The organism is Ornithinibacillus bavariensis, from assembly GCF_050433565.1.
GTDB classification, from domain to species: domain Bacteria; phylum Bacillota; class Bacilli; order Bacillales; family Amphibacillaceae; genus Ornithinibacillus; species Ornithinibacillus bavariensis.
This window is the reverse complement of the sequence record NZ_JBNPWZ010000001.1, coordinates 109,848-128,798: the sequence shown is the minus strand read 5'-3', so window position 1 is coordinate 128,798 and position 18,951 is coordinate 109,848. Positions and strand designations below refer to the sequence as shown.

The following is an 18,951-nucleotide window of genomic DNA, read 5'->3' as shown; positions in this document are numbered from 1 at the left end:
AGTTTTTCTTTTGCTCTTATTTCCCCTTCATATCCAGTGCCCATGTTCCATTTCGGAATACCGGTTCTGTTGATCCATCTGCTTTTACACCATCGATATCAAGCTTCTCAGAGCCAATCATGAAGTCCACGTGTACAAGGCTATCATTGACACCAGCCTTATCTAGTTCCACCTCACTCATAGCTGATCCACCCTTCACATTCGTTGGGTACGCTTTACCAAGTGCGATATGACAAGATGCATTTTCATCAAATAATGTGTTGTAGAAGATTAAGCCTGATTGAGAAACAGGAGATTCGTGTGGCACTAGAGCAATTTCTCCGATACGACTTGCACCTTCATCTGTTTCAAGTAGATGTTTTAATGTATCTTCACCTACTTCAGCCTTGAAATCAACAACCTTTCCGTCTTTGAATGTTAGGCTAAAGTTGTCGATAAGGCTTCCACCATAATTTAATGGCTTTGTACTTGATACCGTTCCATTTACACCATATTTATGTGGCATGGAGAAAACTTCCTCTGTTGGCATGTTTGGATTAAATGTAATCCCCTTTTCTGATACTGCAGAACCACCCTTCCAAATATGTCCTTCTGGAAGCTCCATTTCCAAATCTGTACCTGGTGCTTTGAATACCAGCTTTTTATAGTTCTTATCATTTAAGATTTCACGAGCCGTTTTTAAGGTTGCATTATGCTCATCCCATGCTTTAATCGGATCTTCTTGGTCAACACGAACAATTTTAATGATAGCATCCCAGAGACTTGCTATTGCATCTTCACGAGATTTTTCCGGGAAAATTTTCTGTGCCCAATCACCTGTTGGAATCGAAATAATAGACCATGTAATTTTGTCGTTCATTGTATACTTACGAAAATTTGTCATTGCAAGTGCTGCCGCTTTATTTGCTTTAGCTACTTTTGTAGGATCAATATCCTTTAATAAATCTGGATTTGTTGATCGAATCGAAAGAACTGCCGCTCCATCTTCAGCGTACATATCGTGTAGCTTTACCTTCCACTCTGGAAAGTGCTCTAATACCTCATCTGGAGCATATTGATATTTCCAAAGTGTTAAATCATCATCTCCCCAGATAATATGTACATCCTTTGCACCTAACTCATATGCCTTTTTTGCAACAATCTTTGTAAACTCTGCGCCCTCAATGGTAGAGTTAATCATTAATGCTTGACCTTTTTGTATATTTACACCTTTACGTAAAGCTAATTCTGCATATTTCTCTTGTGTTTGCTGTGATACCATATTGAAACCTCCAAATATTAAATTCATTGTATTGTTATTATTTCATAAAATACTAAAATATCCAACTAACATATATTCGTATAACCAGTTTTGGTGTCATTTTTTGTATTTTACTTCTTCATTACGTTATGTTAAAATTGTTATAGTTACTTTTTGTAAGCTAATGAAGACTTCCGATGCCGATAGTGAGGTGATCTGAGTGAGTGAACTATGCCCACGTTTTGAAAAAGCCATGCAAATTATCAGTAAACGCTGGGTCGGACTTATTCTTTTTGAATTGTTAGACGGTGCTAAGCGTTTCTCTGAAATGGAATCCAGTTTACCTATTAGTGGGAGACTACTTTCTGACCGTCTAAAGATGCTTGAAAAAGAAGGCATCGTCGATCGAAATATATATTCCGAATTTCCAGTTCGTATTGAATATTCACTATCCAAAAAAGGTGAATCACTTCGTCCTGTTATTGAAGACATCCAGGACTGGGCAAATAAATGGATTACAAAGGAAGAATTAGAAGAAGCATAGGCTGTTAACCATTAACGCATATTGGAAGAGTATAGCCAATTAACATTTTAGCTCTCATCGATGGTGATTGGACTTTTAGAGCCAGACAAATAGGCATTACGAATAAATCAAGATTAACCTAAGTCTATTAAAATACTTCTTTATGTAATTTTAACTTTCCTTAGCAAACTGTGTTCTATTAGAATCCCTCTAATAGAAAGATTTGTCGAATGTTTAATTTAGTCCCCAGGCTGGGGACTTTTTTTACATACTAGCCTTCCCCTTCATATATTCTAATAATACATATGCTGCTACACGGCTTGTCATATTCCGAATATCTATCGTTGGATCAATTTCTACGATATCCATTGCTTTTACACATTCATGCTGTGCAGCGAAGTGAATTCCATTCAATAATGTAGTACTATCCATCCCACCAGGACCGATTGCTGGACACCCAGGGGCAAATGCCTGATCCAAGACATCCATATCCACTGATAGATAAATATGGTTGGTGCACTTTGCTAATCTGTCAATCTCTTGTTCTAAAATAGCATTCAGCCCAATTTCTCGCACAGTTGCCATTGTATAAACGGTTACTCCCTGTTCCATAGCATAATTATGATACTGCTTGGCATTCGTAAAATCACGGATTCCAATTTGGACTAAATCCCGTCCATCTATAATCCCTTCCTCTAGCAACCTTCTAAATGGCGTTCCATTTGTTGGTCCACCATCTTCCATATTCCGTAGATCATGATGGGCATCGAACTGGATAATACCAACCGAGCCAAGTTGCTCCTTAAAAGCGCGAATAGAAGCATAGCTGACAGAGTGATCCCCACCTAATAAAAACCAATTATTTACAGCCTTTGTCTGGTAAATATCCGATAATCCCTCATATAACCGAGTATGATTTCCGATGGTATCGGTAGGGTGCATTTCTAAGTCCCCAAAGTCTATTATCTCATCTGTCAACTCTATACCAATCTCTCCGGCATAATTCGAGTAGCTTTGTAGTGCTTCACGGATGGCACCGGGAGCAAATGCCGCACCAGAATAACTAATGGATGATTTGGATAATGGGAGACCGATAATTCCGTATTTAGCACTCTTTCTTGGTAGCCAGTTCGTTAATAGCTCCTTTGCCTTCGTTGTATAGCGGTCCTTAAAAATAGCTTTACCAGCAGGCCTCAAATGACGTATTTCTGTCATCGTATCGCCTGCCTTTCAAAAATTACTTTTCCATTTTTAATGACGGTATTAGCATGGTTTACCCCATAATGATACGGGATATATAAATAATTTGGTGCATCCCATAAAACGATATCTGCCTTCCTACCAACTGCAATTGAACCTGCAACTTCTCCTCTTCCAATAGCATGTGCAGCATTTACCGTAACTGCATGCCAAATTTCTTCAGGGGATAGTCTCAGTTTTAATGCCGCAATAGACATAATGAGCTGAAGGTTTTCCGTCACCGAACTACCTGGATTGAAATCAGTTGAAATAGCGATAGCTGCACCAGCGTCTATCATTTGTCTTGCTCTTGCATAATCATCTTTACCAAGATAAAAGCTAGTGCCTGGCAAAATAACACCGATAGTATCGGAGTTTGCTAGTTTTTCTATTCCTTCGTCAGAGGTAACTGCTAAGTGATCTCCACTTACTGCACCTAGTTCTACCGCAAGCTCCGTCCCACCTAGTGTATCAATCTCATCGGCATGTATTTTAAGACCGAATCCCATTTCCTTTGCCTTCATTAAATATCTACGCGACTGCGGAACAGAGAATACACCTGTTTCAGTAAAAATATCAACAAACTCTGCAAGCCTCTCTTCTCGTATTGGTTCAAAAAGCTCACTCATGTATACCAAAAATGCCTCTGGATTATTCTTATAATCTTCTGGAATAGCATGTGCACCTAAAAAGGTAGAAACAATATCCAATGGATGCTTCTCATTTGCTTCTTTTACCACCCGAAGCTGCTTCATTTCTGTATCATGGTCAAGCCCATAGCCACTTTTTGCTTCAACAGTTGTAATGCCATGCATTGCCATCCGATCAAGATGAAAGAGTGCTTTTTCTAAAAGCTCCTCAAAGGATGCTGCTTGTGTTGCTCTTACCGTAGATAATATTCCTCCACCTTGCTTTAAAATTTCTAAGTACGGAATTCCTTGTTGCTTAAGCGCCATTTCCTTTTCACGGGACCCACCAAAAACGAGGTGGGTATGTGGGTCAACTAATCCAGGGGTAACAAGCCTACCTTTTGCATCCATTACATTCGAAGCTTCTAGAACTTTAGCTTCATCTCCTGACCCAATCCAAACTACTTGGTCATTCTTTATCCCAATTGCAGCATCGTGCCAAACAGTTAGTTCAGACATTGCCTTCCCTCGAACAGGGCCCTTTTTATCCATGGGCAGTAACTCACCAATATTTGTTATTAGAATATCAACCTGCACTTTATTACCTCCTCATAGGAATCGTAATATCATGTTCCTCTGCAAAATTAATTGCTTTTTCATAGCCCGCATCGGCATGGCGGATAATCCCCATTCCAGGATCGGTAGTGAGTACTCTTTCTAGTCTCTCCCTAGCTAATTCCGAGCCATCCGCAACAGCTACCATTCCAGCATGAAGTGAATATCCCATTCCGACACCTCCACCATGGTGGAAAGAAATCCAAGACCCACCTGCTGCAGTATTAATTAATGCATTAAGTACTGCCCAGTCACCAACTGCATCACTACCATCCTGCATCCCCTCCGTTTCACGGTTTGGTGAAGCAACGGAACCGCAATCAAGGTGGTCACGCCCAATAACTATAGGCGCTTTCAATTCACCTTTACGCACTAATTCATTAATTGCTAATCCCATTTTCACGCGTTCCCCATACCCTAGCCAACAAATTCGAGATGGTAATCCTTGAAAAGCCACACGCTCTCTAGCCATATCTATCCAACGGATTAATGCTTCATTTTCTGGAAAAAGCTCCTTAATCAATTCATCTGTGCGATAAATATCTGCTGGATCGCCAGATAATGCTGCCCAACGGAACGGTCCTTTTCCTTCACAAAATAGTGGTCGAATATATGCTGGAACAAAGCCAGGAAAATCAAATGCATTTACGATTCCTTCATCCTTTGCAACCTGACGAATATTGTTACCATAGTCAAAGACAACAGAACCTCTTTCTTGATAAATTAACATCGCATCTACATGTCTAGCCATACTTTGCTTAGCAAGAGTCATATATTTCTCCGGATTTTCTCTTCGCAAAACCGCTGCTGCTTCAACTGAATAACCAATAGGAATATAACCATTTAGAGGATCATGGGCAGATGTTTGGTCTGTCACTATATCAATTTTGATCTCTTTCCTAAGTAGCTCATGGTGAACTTCGGCAGCATTTCCTACTAACGCAATCGATAATGCCTTCCCTTTTTCCTTCGCTTCATTGGCTAAGGCAACCGCTTCATCTATGGTTTCCGTCACGACATCACAATATTTCGTCTTGATTCGCTTTTCGATTCTACTTCTATCAATATCGACGGCAATCACAACCCCTTCATTCATGGTGACTGCCAGTGGCTGAGCGCCTCCCATACCACCAAGCCCTGCCGTTAAAGTAATCGTTCCTTTTAAAGTACCGCCAAAATGCCTTCTAGCAACCTCAGCAAATGTTTCATAGGTTCCCTGTAAAATACCTTGTGTTCCAATATAAATCCAGCTTCCAGCAGTCATTTGGCCATACATAATAAGCCCTTTCTTATCCAACTCATGAAAATGCTCCCAGTTTGCCCATTTTGGAACAAGCACTGAATTAGAAAGTAACACTCGTGGCGCATGACGATGTGTTTTAAAAACACCAACAGGCTTTCCTGATTGGATCAGCATTGTTTCATCATTCTCTAGATTACGGAGCGTTTTAACAATTGCATGGAAAGCATCCCAATTACGTGCTGCCTTTCCAATTCCACCGTAAACAACTAATTCCTCAGGGTTCTCAGCGACCTCTGGATCCAAATTGTTATACAGCATCCGAAGAGCAGCTTCTTGCTCCCAGCCCTTACACTCTAAATCCATGCCCTTTTTCGCACATACCTTTACCTTATTCATAAACCCTCACCTCTCCTTTTAAATTCGTAACATCACTTTCCTGTGACTCTTTTAACCAATCCGCTAAATTTTCAATATCTATGGAGAAAATTCGATCCTTTGTAATACTAGGAACGATGTATCTTGCCTTTTCATAAAATAAACGCGTTTTCTCTGCCATTTTTTCGATACCGCGATATTCAACTGCTTGCATGGCACATATAAGTTCTATTGCTATGACACGTCTTGTATTTTGCAGCATAGCTAGTGCATGCCTTGCTGCTATTGTTCCCATGCTCACATGATCCTCTTGATTAGCAGATGACGGAATGGAATCGACACTTGCTGGATGTGCTAGTGTTTTATTTTCTGACACAAGAGAAGCCGCACTATATTGCATAATCATTGCTCCTGACTCTAAGCCTGGTTTTGGACTTAAGAAAGCAGGAAGATCATTTAATTGTGGGTTCACCAGTCTTTCGATTCTTCTTTCGGATACATTTGCAGTCTCTGCTATACCTAGCTTTAAGAAGTCCATTGTAAAAGCAATTGGCTCACCGTGAAAATTTCCACCAGAGATTACCTTATTGTCATCCGAGAAGATTAATGGATTGTCCGTAACAGCATTTATCTCTATCGTTAGTTTTTCTTTTGCATAATGTAGTGTCTGCCAGCACGCCCCTAGAACCTGAGGAATACATCGTATCGTATAGGCATCTTGAACGCGCATTTCTCCTTGTGCTGTTGTCAATTCACTATCATGTAAAATCTCTCGTATGCGTTTCGCTACATCCATTTGCTCCTGATGTCCCCTTACACGGTGAACATCTGCATCAAATGCATCCATGATTCCGTGTAATCCTTCCATTGTCATGGCAGCCGTAAGCTCACTTTGATATAAAAGCCTTTCCATCTCTAAATACGTGATAACTCCAACTGCCGTCATTGCTTGTGTCCCATTAATGAGTGCTAAGCCTTCCTTTGCCTTAAGTGATATTGGTATTAAACCCACTTGTTGAAAGGCATCTAATGTATGCATCCTTTTCCCTTGATAAAACACTTCACCCTCACCAAGTAAAACAAGTGCTAGATGGGAGAGCGGAGCTAAATCGCCACTCGCACCAAGTGACCCCTGCTGCGGAATCACTGGTGCTATACCAACATTCAGGATATCGATTAATTGTTGAATAAGCTCCGGTCGAACTCCTGAATATCCCTGTGCAAGCGCATTTGCTCTCAGTAAAACCATCACCTTACTTATTTTTTCATCAAATGGTTCTCCCACCCCACATGCATGTGAATGGATTAAATTGAGTTGAAGCTCTTCTAGATCATCATCCTCTATCAAAACATCACTAAATTTTCCGAAACCTGTATTAATTCCATACATCACTCGTTTTTCATTTAGCATTTCTTCTACTGTTTGCCGATTTAGTTCTATCTTCTTTCGTTGAATATCACAAAGGGTAACAGACTCGTGCTCCATTACAACACGCTTTATATCTTCCAAGGTTAATGAATTCCCGGTTAATACAACCATATCCTACACCTCCATAGTATCGTTTTAGCAAGTTAAAGTGCCCAAATAAAAAGGAGGCTTGCGATCCTTAGACCAAGCCTCCTTGATTATTAAGCTGTTGATGATACTGCAGTTTATGAATCACCATTTCAGCACCTCATATGTTCTCACTATTCTTACTTTTCATTGTAAGCGTTTACTTTAAATATTTCAATGGTTTTATTAATGAATCTCATCTAGTTATGATGTGTATATTCTTTCTATCATTCATTTCAAACCTTATTTACTGTTGAAATGATGTTTATAGCCCTTCTATCGTTCATTTCAATCCTCTTCTACGGTTGAAATGATGCTTACAGTCCTTCTATGATTCATTTCAAACCTTATTTACTGTTGAAATGATGTTTATAGCCCTTCTATGATTCATTTCAGTCCTCTTCTACGGTTGAAATGATGCTTACATCCCTTCTATGATTCATTTCAGTCCTCTTCTACGGTTGAAATGATGCTTACAGTCCTTCTATGATTCATTTCAAACCTTATCTTCTGTTAAAATGATGCTTACAGCCCTTCTCCAACATAAAAGACACCCACTTCATATGAGTGAGTGTCTCTCCACTTCTATTCCTTTCCTTTCACCTGACCTGGCTCCCAAAATTCAATCCCAGATGTATCATCTAATATTTCTCGATTGAAAACTGGATCCTTTCCAGCTCTTCTTTGTACTCGGTAATCTTGAAGGACTCGATGGACAATTTTATATAGTTTCATTATTGCATAAAGGTTTATTAATGCCATGATTGCCATTGTCAAATCGGCTAGTGCCCAGACAAAGTCAAAGCTTGCTAGAGCTCCAAATGCCACCATCGCTAATACAGCTAATCGATAGATAAATAACCAGCCTGGACTATTTTTAATATATCCAATATTACTTTCTCCGTAATAATAGTTACCTAAAATCGAGCTGTAGGCAAATAGAAATATAGCAACTGCTACAAATATGCCAGCCCATGGGCCTATATGCTGTGTAATGGCATTCTGGGTTAATTGAATACCGTCTAGTTTGCTGCCAGCATAACCTCCTGCTGATAGGATAATAAATCCAGTTGCCGAACAAATTAATAACGTATCAAAAAACACCCCTAATGCCTGAATTAGTCCTTGTTTAACTGGATGGGACACTTCTGCTGTTGCTGCAGCATTTGGTGCACTACCCATTCCGGCTTCATTCGAAAATAGACCCCGCTTAATTCCCATCATAATAGCTGCTCCAAAGCCGCCTCCAGCTACCTCTTTAATTCCAAAAGCATTTGCAAAAATTAACGAGAATATCTCTGGGATTGCATCAAGATTGATGATTATTACATAAAAAGCAATAGCCAAATAAAGAATAGCCATGATTGGAACAATAACCTGCGACACATTAGCAATGCTTTTTATCCCGCCGAAAATAACGGCAGCCGTTAGTATTATCAACACAATCGCTATTGTGCCTTCCGAAATATTAAATTGTCCTTCAAATGCTAAACTTATTGTATTTGATTGTACAGAATTAAATACAAGTCCATATGTAAACGTAATCGTGATAGCAAAAATAACTCCTAACCAGCGATTTTTAAGACCTTTTTCCATATAGTATGCTGGCCCACCACGATATTGATTTTTCTCAGGCACCTTATAAATTTGAGCTAACGTACTTTCTACAAAACCAGATGCAGAACCAAGTAGTGCAATGACCCACATCCAAAAAATTGCCCCTGGTCCACCTACTGCTATAGCAGAGGCTACTCCTGCAAGGTTTCCTGTTCCAACTCTTGAAGCAGCACTTATTGCAAATGCTTGAAAGGAGGATGTACCTTTTTTACCTGATGCATCGATTGTACGCTTATCAAACAAAACACGTATCATTTCAGGAAAATTAAGAATCTGGATAAACTTTGTACGAATAGTGAAATATAATCCTAATCCAATCAGAACAATAATAAGTATGTATGACCATAACACTTCATTAATAGAATCAACTAGCCCTTCTAAAAAACCCATTAAACTTCCCCTTTCAGTAACAGACATCTAATCTCATTATTATTAATTAGCATAACCAATTATGAAAAAATCCCTCAAAAAGAAAGAAGCCTATTAAAACTAGACCTCTCTTCTCAAGGCTACTATTCATACTCTAAGAAAATTCTAAACGTAATATTTCTACAAGGCTTTATTTATTCCAAGGATAGCTTGTTCCAAATCGTGCTGCAAACTCTTTGGAATTCCTTCTCCGTTCTCTTCTAAGTTCAGCTCGTTCCTTTGCACCTTCATGTAGTAATTTCTCAGATTCGGTAACCGGATATACCTCTGGTACTGGAATAGGGCGCAAATCTTCGTCAACCGCAACAAAGGTTAGGAAGGCTGTTGCACAAACCTTGCGCTCACCAGATAGAAGATCCTCTGATACTGCTTTAACAAATACCTCCATCGATGTATTTCGAGTATAGGTTACAAAGGCTTCTACACAAATAGAGTTTCCTTCTTTAACAGGCTCTAAAAAGTCCACTGAATCCGTAGAAGCAGTTACAACCGCTTTACGGCAATGTCTTACTGCTGCAATTGCAGCTACATCATCAATATGTGCCATTAATGTTCCACCAAAAAGTGTTCCGTGATAATTCGTGTCTGGTGGTAATACATGGGAAGTTTTTACTGCTAATGAATCGGAACAAGGTTTTCTTTTCATGATGAATTCACTCCATTTATTTTTTCGTTTTGTTATAGTATTGGTGATATTAACCGCGAGATGGACTCTTTTATTTTAATGCCTACGGATCGTTTACTGTACAGTTTTTTCGTCATTTGTGTTGAATTCTCAATATCAATATGGAATTCTTTTACTAGACTGGAAGCTAGAGTTCTATTATATAAAAAAGCATTCACTTCGAAATTCAATCGGAAGCTCCTCACATCAATATTAGCTGTTCCTACGGATGCAATTTTCCCGTCAACCACGATTGTCTTGGAATGAAGGAATCCCTTTTGATAGATATACACTTCAGCACCCGCCTCTAGCATATCTCCAACATAGGACAAGGTTGCCCAATATACAAATGGGTGGTCAGGCTTATTAGGAATCATGATTTTTACATCAACACCGGATAATGCTGCGATACGAATGGCATCCTTTAAGCTCTCGTCTGGAATAAAATAAGGAGTCTGTATGTAAACATAATCCTTAGCTGACAATATCATCTTAATATAACCATTTTTGATTTGCTCCCAGTCAGAGTCAGGTCCACTTGAAACTATTTGTACCCCAACATCGCCACAGGAATGTGTTGTATAATAACGATCATCATACAGAATATCATTCTTTGACGCCTGATTCCAATCCAAAATGAAACGGGTTTGCATCCCTTGAACCGCATCCCCACATATTCTCAAATGGGTATCACGCCAATGACCGAATTTTTTACTCTTCCCTACATACTCATCGCCAATATTGAAGCCACCAATATATCCTATTTCCCCATCAATAATTGCTAGCTTACGGTGGTTTCTATAATTAATTTTAAAATTAATTTTAGGAATCAGTGAAGGGAAAAATGCTGCTACTTGAATACCCGCCCGTTTTAATGTACGAAGATATTTAGGACGTAGATATCGTGTTCCAAGTGCATCATATAGTAGTCTAACCTCTACACCCTCTTGTGCTTTCTTAATTAACATATTTGCTATTCGTTGTCCGAGCTCATCATGACGTATAATATAGTATAAAAGATGTATATGGTCTTTAGCAGCTTCCATATCATTTAACAATGCCTGAAATTTTTCATTTCCATCTACAAATAGATCCACCTTATTATTCTGAGTAAAGATTGCAGCATCATTTCGCAAATGTAAATAATATAAATCCCGATACTCTGCTAGGTCATTAAAAATGAACTTATCATTTTCAATTGCTCTTATCTGAGACTGAACCTTTGCCTTTACGCCAAGCTTTGCCTTTGCGTCCCAAGTAAAAATACGCTTTCCACTTATTCTTCGTCCGAAAATTAAATATAGAAAAAAACCTACCACAGGGACAAATAAAAGAACCATTAACCATGCCCATGTTGCTGACGCATCTTTTCTTTCTAAGAATACTATTGAAAGTCCTAATGTAATATTAAAAATTATTAAAGCTAGAAATATATAGGGCATAATTTCCATGCTATTTACCCCTTTTAATCATAATAATGAAGCAATAAATGAAAGCTAAGGAAGGCATAAAATTGCCAATTTTTTCACTTTCTCTTTTTATTGAAACTTTCCTTTAGCTTACGTTGTGATAAAATCGATTATACAGAACAATTTGCTATATAATACTATAACAGAAGGGAGATGAAATCGTGAGTAAAAAACTATTTGCATTTGTGATTGGTGGAACTGGTATGCTAGAAGGGGTTTGTCAATGGCTGGTAGAGGAGGGCTATCATGTATATGTGGTACATCGTAAGCCGGAGAGTTTCAAATCCATGCAGGAAAAAAGTAAAAAACCAAATCAATTGCATTCGCTCACGGTTGACTATCATGATACACAGGCATTAAAGGGGAAGGTGCGAGAAGTAATAGACCAGCATGGAGGTTGCCCAGACTTAATTGTTAGTTGGATACATAACTCTGCGCCACTTGCATTATCAACGATTCTAAAAGAGGTAGAGACAAGAATAGAGCCATGGAAATTAATTCATGTTCAAGGAAGCTCTTCTTTCTTTGTAAAAGAAAACACGACTGTACCGGAAGCGTGTGAATACAGACGTGTTTATTTGGGATTTGTGCTTGAAGATGGCAGTTCAAGATGGCTTACACATGACGAAATCTCCAATGGTGTGATAAAAGTAATTAAACGAAACATTCCAGAAGCTATTATCGGGACTCTAAAGCCTTGGAGTATGCGTCCACATTAATTTTATTTAGTGCTTGCTCTAAATCATGCCAAATATCCTCCCATGCCTCTAGACCGACAGATAAGCGGATAAGCTGATCCGTGATGCCCATATCTCTCTGAGATTCTCCTGGAACCACTGCATGTGTCATGGTTGCTGGATGTTCAATAAGTGTTTCTGCATCCCCTAGAGACACTGCAATTTTCAAGAAGGATAGATTATTTAAAAAGCTTTGTGCATCTTTTTTGGTTCCTTTTATTTCAAATGAAATAACACCGCCACCTCGTCTCATTTGTTTTTTCATAATCGCATAATCTGATCGGGATTCATCATTCGGATAGTAAACCTCGGTCACATTAGGATGTGTTTTTAATCGTTTAAAAATTTCTTCTGCATTATCACTGTGCCGATCCATCCTAACAGGAAGTGTTTTTAGCCCACGTAATAAGAGCCACGCATCAAATGGGGATATGACTCCACCGATATCCTTCAAAGTCGTCATGGCGACCTCATCTAAAAATTCCTTTTTTCCTACGACAAGTCCTGCAATCACATCTCCATGTCCACCAATATATTTAGTCGCACTATGAAGCACCACATCACAGCCTAAATCTAGTGGATTTTGTAGATAAGGAGAAGCGAAGGTATTATCAACAACTACAGGAATTCCGTATTCCTTAGCAACACGTACCACCAGCTCGAGATCGATTAGCTTCATCGTTGGATTAATAGGTGTCTCTACATAAATGCATGCTGTTTCAGGCCTAATTTTGGAGCGGATATCTTCCTCTGTCTCCATTTGGGAAAAATCATGCGAGATATTATATTTTTCTTTCATCATGGTTAACAATCCGAATGTGCAGCCATACAATCCCGATGAACAAAGAATATGATCATTTGCTTTTGTTAACGCAATAAGAACTGCAGATACCGCCGCCATCCCAGAACCAAAAGCTAGACCTCTTTCGCCATTTTCTAGTGCTGCAATTCTATCTTCTAATACCTTTACTGTTGGATTTCCTAAACGTGAATAAATATAACCTTCTTCTTCTCCAGCAAATCGTCTTTCCCCTTGTTCTGCTGTTGCAAATGTGTAGGTAGAGGTTTGAAACAATGGTGTTGATAGGCTTCCTAACATGTCCTTTGAATCGTAGCCTTCATGAATAACAGATGTTTCCATATGTTTATAATGTCTTGCCATAAATTTCTCCTCCTCTTTTTTGTATCTAGTAATATCATATTCTATAATCCTAATTTATGAAAGCGTTTTCTTTATTGTTTCATTAGACATTTCAATGATTCCTAGAAACAGCTTCGAACAGGCTAGCTGTCTGTCTTATGCAATGCCTTTTCTTTGCCTTTTCAATTAATTAAATTTAAAATGAGTTTATTTATAAGAAATTTAAGAAAAAGAAGGTTTTAGAAATGGAACGGAATACGGATAAGATTGGTGTTTTGTATGCTACTTTTGCTTACATATTATGGGGCTTTCTACCAATTTATTGGAAGCTAATTGACCATATCTCAGCTGGTGAAATTTTAGCTCATCGTATTATTTGGTCTTTTGTTTTTATGGTTTTAGTTGTGCTTTTTGCAAGGAAATGGTCAGGGTTTATTGACGAGTGTAAGGCCATTCTTCACGATAAAAAGAAGCTAATAAGTATAACACTAGCGTCAATCGTTATTAGTTTAAACTGGCTTACCTATATTTGGGCAGTCAATAGTGATCATGTTATCCAGGCAAGCCTTGGCTACTATATCAACCCATTAGTCAGTATTCTACTTGCTATTATAGTTTTGAAGGAAAAACTGACAAGAAGTCAAACGCTATCCGTGATATTAGCCGGAGTAGGGGTATTATACCTCACCTTCAGCTATGGTGTTTTCCCATGGGTATCTATTTTTCTAGCGGTAACCTTTGCATTATATGGATTGTTTAAAAAGGTAGTAGACATTCCAGCCATGTTCGGATTAACCATTGAAACGATGATTGTGACACCTATTGCACTCATCTATTTATTAACACTACCGGAAAATGCATTCTCTTTTTCAGCCGGGTCTACACAGGATAACCTATTTCTAATGGGGGCAGGGATCGCAACTGCAATACCGTTACTAATGTTTGCAAGTGGTGCTAAACGTATTCCACTAGCTATGGTGGGATTTTTGCAATATATTGCTCCAACTATTATGTTAATCATTGGCGTTTTTGTGTATCATGAAACGTTCCAGACAGAGCACCTTATTTCCTTTGGATTTATATGGCTTGCCCTACTCATCTATTTAGGTTCCGTTTATCGGTTCCCTGTAAAGAAAATGAAAAGTTTGGACCAACAAAAATAATTATAAAATAAGTATTGACATATTATTTTAATGTCTATAATATATTATTCAATATACATTTTAATCTCTTATCAAGAGCGGTGGAGGGAATAGGCCCTATGAAGCCCGGCAACCTTAGGCGAAAGACAACTTTCCTTAAAAGGTGCTAAATCCTACAGGTCAAACAGATCTGGAAGATAAGAGGAGGAACGGCACTGTAATTTATGCGCCCTCTTCTTAGGAAGAGGGCTTTTTTATTTCCTCTCTCTTCCTCCAGACAACCAAAAAATAAGGAGGAATTTAATAATGACCAATTTTCATGTTGAACAACCTGAAACTACTCTATTACATGGTGGCCAGATTCCTGATCTGGCAACTGGTTCAAGAGCACTTCCAATCTATCAAACTACTTCATATGTTTTCCGCGACACAGAGCATGCGCAAAATTTATTTGCCTTAAAAGAACCTGGGAATATTTATACAAGGATTATGAACCCTACAGTTGATGCATTTGAAAAGCGAGTAGCCATTCTTGAGGATGGTACACAGGCAGTAGCAACGTCCTCTGGGATGGCAGCAATTACATTAGCTGTACTGAATCTAGCTGGTGCAGGTGATGAAATTATCGCTGATAGTAATTTATACGGCGGTACATACAATCTATTTGCTAAGACGTTACCAAAGTATGGCATCACAGTAAAGTTTGTTGATGGAACAAATCCTGAGGAAATCAGTAAAGAAATTACAGATAAAACCAAGGCTGTTTTTGCTGAAATAATTACCAACCCAAGCTTGAATGTATTTGATATAGAAAGAGCTGCGAGTATTTGCCATCAGCATCATATTCCACTCATCATCGATAATACCTTTGGTACACCGATACTTTCTAAGCCCTTAACATGGGGTGCAGATATCGTTGTGCATTCTGCGACAAAATGGATTGGCGGTCATGGTACTTCAATTGGTGGAGTTGTTGTAGACGGAGGGAGATTTGACTGGAATAATACGCGTTTTACAGAATTCACACAGCCAGACGAAAGCTATCATGGTATTCGCTATGCAGACCTTGGCCCCCTTGCATATGCAACCAAATTAAGAGTACAGCTTCTCCGTGATATCGGTGCCTGTTTAAGTCCACAAAATGCTTTTTTATTACTACAGGGATTGGAAACATTACATTTACGAATGGAACGCCATTGTATAAATGCTGAGCAGGTTGCCGCATATTTAGAAAGTCATCCCCAGGTCGAATGGGTAAACTATCCTGGCTTACCAAGCCATTCATCCCATGAGCTCGCAAAAAAATATTTACGAGGTGGCTTTGGTTCGATGATTACCTTTGGTATTGCAGGCGGCAGAGAAGCTGGACGTAAACTGATTGATTCGATAAGGCTTTGGTCCCATGTTGCAAATGTCGGTGATGCTAAATCACTAATTATTCATCCTGCATCCACAACACATCAGCAATTAAGTAGAGAGGATTTGAAGAAGAGTGGCGTCAGTGCGGAATTAATTCGCCTATCTGTCGGAATTGAAGCTATTGAAGATATTATCCAGGATTTAAACCAAGCGATTGCAATAGCAACGAATCAAGAAGAGAATACAAATACGGACGAAGATCCGATTATTCATTGGCTTCTCCACTCACCATTTGATAGAACTGACGGCATTCATAAAAAGGTAATTGCTTTTCCGGAATATTCAATATCACAAGTGGTTAGTACCAATATAGAAAAACTGAAGCTATATGGCTTTGATGTCCAAAACCTCAGTGACGCTGCTTGTGTAGATGCCGTAATTGTGAATGATGACAACCTTCCCCCTTCTGCAATTGAAGAACTTGTTAATAAACAAGTAAAAATACTATGGGTTGAAAAATCAAATGCGAACGACACCATTCTTCATCACTTGGAGGCCATAGGCATAAAGGTGATAACAAATCGTTCTTTATTGGAAGAGCTACTAAAAATTCGCGGGATAGAGAAACAACAAATACAAATGAGTTAACCCTTCTTGAGGAGTGGGTAAGTCGATGTCTAAGCAAACAAACTACCAAACTACTACAGGAACTGTAGCTATTGGTCCAATCCAATTAGAATCTGGGGAAACCCTAACACAGGCAGTCTTAGCATATGAATGGGTAGGTCCAGCCGATGCACCCGTCATTCTAGTCTGCCACGCATTAACGGGCAATCATATAACCGTAGGAAACCCGGAAGAGCCTGGGTGGTGGAATGGACTGATTGGTACAGGTCAATCAGTGGATACAGATTATTATCAAGTCATTACCTTTAATGTTCTTGGTGGTTGTAATGGTTCAACAGGACCAACGAGTATCAATCCAACAACCAGAAAACAATATCGTGCCGCTTTTCCCAAAATTACTATTCGAGATATGGTTCATGCTCAGTACCTCGCTCTACAGAATTTAGGAGTTAAAAAGCTATATGCTATCATTGGGGGTTCACTTGGAGGAATGCAGGCATTAGAATGGGGGCTTCTTTATCCGTGTTTTATGGAGAAGCTAATTGTCCTAGCAGTAACTCCTACCCTATCTAACTATGGAATCGCCTATAATCATATTGCTGAGGAGGCTATTAAGGCAGATCCTAATTGGAATAGAGGGAATTACTCATTTTCGGAGAACATACGAGGGTTAGAGATTGCTAGGATGATTGGAATGGTAACCTACCGAAGCCCCGTTCTATTTGAAGAGCGTTTTAAACGCTTAAAAGACGGCGAGCTTTTCGAAATTGCATCTTATTTGAACTACCAAGGAGAAAAGCTTGCTAAACGCTTTGATGCAAATAGTTATATAACTCTACTTCAAGCGATGAATTCACACGATATTAGAAGAAGCCGTGGCAATTTGAGGAAAACCTGTGAGTCCTTTCAATGTGATATTCTAGCCATTGGCTATGAGCATGATTTAATCTATGAACCAAAAGTCATTCGTGAATTTGCTAGCTATACACCAAACTGCAGCTATCACCTTGTTCAAACGTCTTTCGGTCACGATGGCTTTCTAACAGAATATCCAAAATGGGGAAAGGCTGTCAAAACGTTTCTTGACTAATTAAGAACTTATTAGGAGTGATGGTGTGGAAAAAATTCAAGTCGCCCTTCTTGGGCTGGGAACTGTTGGAAAAGGTGTTTATCGAACCTTGCAAAAACTCAACAAACGTATAGAGGAAAAGCTAGGTGTATCCATCGAGGTTACGACCATATTAGTAAAACACCCAGAAAAACATAGGAATTTCGAGGGTAACCATCTCATTACGACCGATTTCCAACATATACTCGATAATCCAGAAATAAAACTTGTTTTGGAGGCAATTGTTGGTGTTGAACCGGCCTATTCGTATTTAGCAAAAAGTATTAAGGCTAAAAAGCATGTCATAACTGCCAATAAAGCGATGTTTGCCCATCATGGAAAAGAATTACTTGCACTTGCTGAAGATTACCATGTTCAGGTTGGCTTTGAAGCTACGACCGCAGGCGGAATCCCGATTATCCAAACCATCCGTAAGCTCCTACACGTCAATCAGATACGGCAAGTTACAGCCATTTTAAATGGTACCTCTAATTATATACTAACGGAAATGCGTGAGAAGAAGATTCCTTTTAAACAAGCACTTTATCAAGCACAGCAATTAGGATATGCAGAATTAGACCCGACAAATGATATCGAAGGATTCGATGCTTTTTTTAAGCTAATGATTTTAAGTGAACTCATCTTTCATGAGCAGCCTGCCTGGAGTAATGTTGATCGGATAGGGATTAAAGATATTACACTGCGAGAGTTATTGGAACAGCAAGAATGCGGTAAACGAATAAAACATCTCGCCTCCTTACAGCTTATAGATGAACAAATCCGCGCCAGCATCATACCGGTAAGCATACCCGCTACTCACCCGCTATATTCGATTGAAGGGGTTGATAATGGAATCGTTCTTGAAACTGATTTAGTCGGGAGGATAATCTTAGCTGGTCCAGGAGCAGGAGCATTTCCAACAGCAAGTGCCATGCTGGAGGATTTAGCCATTATTCTTCGCTCTCTACACCAAAGTACCATCACAGTAAGTCAGGAATTGATAAATAGTACTACCTAAAACGCCTCTTCGGCGTTTTTTTCTTTTTGATGACAAAGTTCTCCTTTACTTTTAAAAGTGGATAGTTTTGGGTATACATATAAAGTAAAGCTTGAAATTGTGGGCTAACCATCTTTATTTTGAAGGTATTTCAGTAGAGTAATGTTTTGTAATTACATAAAGTAATGTAACAGTATTTATAGATATTTGTTACAAAAATTGTTCTATTATAGGTGTGTTAA

Annotated in this window: 15 protein-coding genes and 1 riboswitch; of the genes, 6 read left to right on the top strand and 9 right to left on the bottom strand. The window is 38.9% G+C overall.

Annotated features, from left to right (window positions below):
- Nucleotides 1–16: 16 nt before the first annotated feature.
- Nucleotides 17–1,261, bottom strand: a complete 1,245-nt coding sequence (locus tag HNR27_RS00580) for an aminopeptidase (protein ID WP_212920291.1) — start codon at nt 1,259–1,261, stop codon at nt 17–19.
- Nucleotides 1,262–1,460: 199 nt separating this feature from the next.
- Here HNR27_RS00580 and HNR27_RS00575 point away from each other — a divergent pair, with 199 nt between their 5' ends.
- On the top strand, nt 1,461–1,784 hold the full coding sequence (locus HNR27_RS00575; RefSeq protein WP_280530736.1) for a winged helix-turn-helix transcriptional regulator: 324 nt from the start codon (nt 1,461–1,463) through the stop codon (nt 1,782–1,784).
- A gap of 243 nt (nt 1,785–2,027) precedes the next feature.
- Here the strand turns inward: HNR27_RS00575 and hutG are convergent, their stop codons facing one another.
- From hutG to cls, 7 genes are all read right to left on the bottom strand, one after another.
- Nucleotides 2,028–2,978: a formimidoylglutamase gene (gene hutG / locus HNR27_RS00570; protein ID WP_429338408.1), complete on the bottom strand. Its 951-nt coding sequence runs from the start codon at nt 2,976–2,978 to the stop codon at nt 2,028–2,030.
- Nucleotides 2,975–4,183 carry an imidazolonepropionase gene (gene hutI / locus HNR27_RS00565; RefSeq protein ID WP_212920592.1) on the bottom strand — a complete coding sequence of 403 codons (1,209 nt, stop codon included), beginning with the start codon at nt 4,181–4,183 and terminating at the stop codon, nt 2,975–2,977. Before hutI ends, hutG begins: the two co-directional genes overlap by 4 nt.
- Before the next feature lie 49 nt (nt 4,184–4,232).
- Nucleotides 4,233–5,885: a urocanate hydratase gene (hutU, locus tag HNR27_RS00560; RefSeq protein WP_429338407.1), complete on the bottom strand. Its 1,653-nt coding sequence runs from the start codon at nt 5,883–5,885 to the stop codon at nt 4,233–4,235.
- On the bottom strand, nt 5,878–7,404 hold the full coding sequence (hutH, locus tag HNR27_RS00555) for a histidine ammonia-lyase (protein WP_429338406.1): 1,527 nt from the start codon (nt 7,402–7,404) through the stop codon (nt 5,878–5,880). The genes hutU and hutH overlap by 8 nt, the downstream gene beginning before the upstream one ends.
- Before the next feature lie 600 nt (nt 7,405–8,004).
- The gene (locus tag HNR27_RS00550) at nt 8,005–9,426 is read right to left on the bottom strand and encodes an alanine/glycine:cation symporter family protein (RefSeq protein WP_429338405.1); all 1,422 of its coding nucleotides are present in this window, start codon (nt 9,424–9,426) and stop codon (nt 8,005–8,007) included.
- Nucleotides 9,427–9,595: 169 nt separating this feature from the next.
- Nucleotides 9,596–10,111 carry an acyl-CoA thioesterase gene (locus tag HNR27_RS00545; RefSeq protein ID WP_212920286.1) on the bottom strand — a complete coding sequence of 172 codons (516 nt, stop codon included), beginning with the start codon at nt 10,109–10,111 and terminating at the stop codon, nt 9,596–9,598.
- A gap of 32 nt (nt 10,112–10,143) precedes the next feature.
- On the bottom strand, nt 10,144–11,580 hold the full coding sequence (gene cls / locus HNR27_RS00540) for a cardiolipin synthase (protein WP_429338404.1): 1,437 nt from the start codon (nt 11,578–11,580) through the stop codon (nt 10,144–10,146).
- A 179-nt stretch (nt 11,581–11,759) separates the two neighbouring features.
- On the opposite strand from cls, the gene HNR27_RS00535 reads away from it, so the two are divergent.
- Entirely contained in the window at nt 11,760–12,317 is a 558-nt protein-coding gene (locus tag HNR27_RS00535; protein ID WP_212920284.1) for a short-chain dehydrogenase, read from the top strand.
- Here HNR27_RS00535 and megL read toward each other — a convergent pair.
- The gene (megL, locus tag HNR27_RS00530; protein ID WP_429338403.1) at nt 12,277–13,497 is read right to left on the bottom strand and encodes a methionine gamma-lyase; all 1,221 of its coding nucleotides are present in this window, start codon (nt 13,495–13,497) and stop codon (nt 12,277–12,279) included. The two genes, HNR27_RS00535 and megL, sit on opposite strands and share 41 nt — an antisense overlap.
- Before the next feature lie 224 nt (nt 13,498–13,721).
- Here megL and rarD point away from each other — a divergent pair, with 224 nt between their 5' ends.
- The 4 genes from rarD (at nt 13,722) to HNR27_RS00510 (ending at nt 18,730) form a co-directional block, all read left to right on the top strand.
- Nucleotides 13,722–14,639, top strand: coding sequence for an EamA family transporter RarD (gene rarD / locus HNR27_RS00525; RefSeq protein ID WP_429338402.1), 918 nt, complete (start codon nt 13,722–13,724; stop codon nt 14,637–14,639).
- 65 nt (nt 14,640–14,704) lie between these two features.
- Nucleotides 14,705–14,822, top strand: a riboswitch (SAM riboswitch).
- Nucleotides 14,823–14,924: 102 nt separating this feature from the next.
- Nucleotides 14,925–16,625, top strand: coding sequence for an O-acetylhomoserine aminocarboxypropyltransferase/cysteine synthase family protein (locus HNR27_RS00520; protein ID WP_429338401.1), 1,701 nt, complete (start codon nt 14,925–14,927; stop codon nt 16,623–16,625).
- Nucleotides 16,626–16,650: 25 nt separating this feature from the next.
- On the top strand, nt 16,651–17,694 hold the full coding sequence (gene metX / locus HNR27_RS00515) for a homoserine O-acetyltransferase MetX (RefSeq protein WP_306345299.1): 1,044 nt from the start codon (nt 16,651–16,653) through the stop codon (nt 17,692–17,694).
- A 25-nt stretch (nt 17,695–17,719) separates the two neighbouring features.
- Nucleotides 17,720–18,730, top strand: a complete 1,011-nt coding sequence (locus HNR27_RS00510; RefSeq protein WP_212920279.1) for a homoserine dehydrogenase — start codon at nt 17,720–17,722, stop codon at nt 18,728–18,730.
- The last annotated feature ends 221 nt before the right edge of the window (nt 18,731–18,951 follow it).